The sequence below is a fragment of the Citrobacter sp. VF227 genome (assembly GCF_052950715.1).
Genome location: NZ_JBRFVF010000541.1, coordinates 1 through 444 on the forward strand (window position 1 = coordinate 1; position 444 = coordinate 444).

Annotated in this window: 1 protein-coding gene; it reads right to left on the reverse strand. The window is 65.1% G+C overall.

Going from position 1 to position 444, the window contains the following annotated elements:
• Positions 1 to 444: inverse autotransporter beta domain-containing protein (locus tag ACU8YC_RS27750; protein WP_446896362.1), on the reverse strand; the 444-nt coding region annotated here is incomplete at both ends.

The following is a 444-nucleotide window of genomic DNA, read 5'->3' on the forward strand; positions in this document are numbered from 1 at the left end:
GGTATAGGTAATCCACGCCGTTATGGCATGCGGATTCTTCTGCCGGTTGTCCACCCCGAACAGGGCCACTTCCTTCCCGTAGTGCTGCTCATACGTCAACCTGCCGCCCAGCTGCGCCAGGGACGGCACCCAGGCCTGCGCGCGGACAGCCCAGCCGTTTGCCGGACGGGCCTCGTGGTCGGCCCGGTCCGGGGAGTCTTTCCAGTCCGTCAGGCGGTAGTAGCCATTGACACCCAGCTTCAGGAAGTCACGCCAGTATTCAAGGCCGGCACCGACACGCGCATGGTCGCGGGACAGGTCGTAGTCGCCGAACAGATATCCGCCCAGCATGTGGCCGGGCATAAAGTGGCGTACCCCGGCGCCGAGGTTAGCCTGGGTCCGGCCGTCGGTCCGGTGCAGACTGCCCTGCGTGAACACCAGGTTATCCCCCCGGTCATAAAGGGG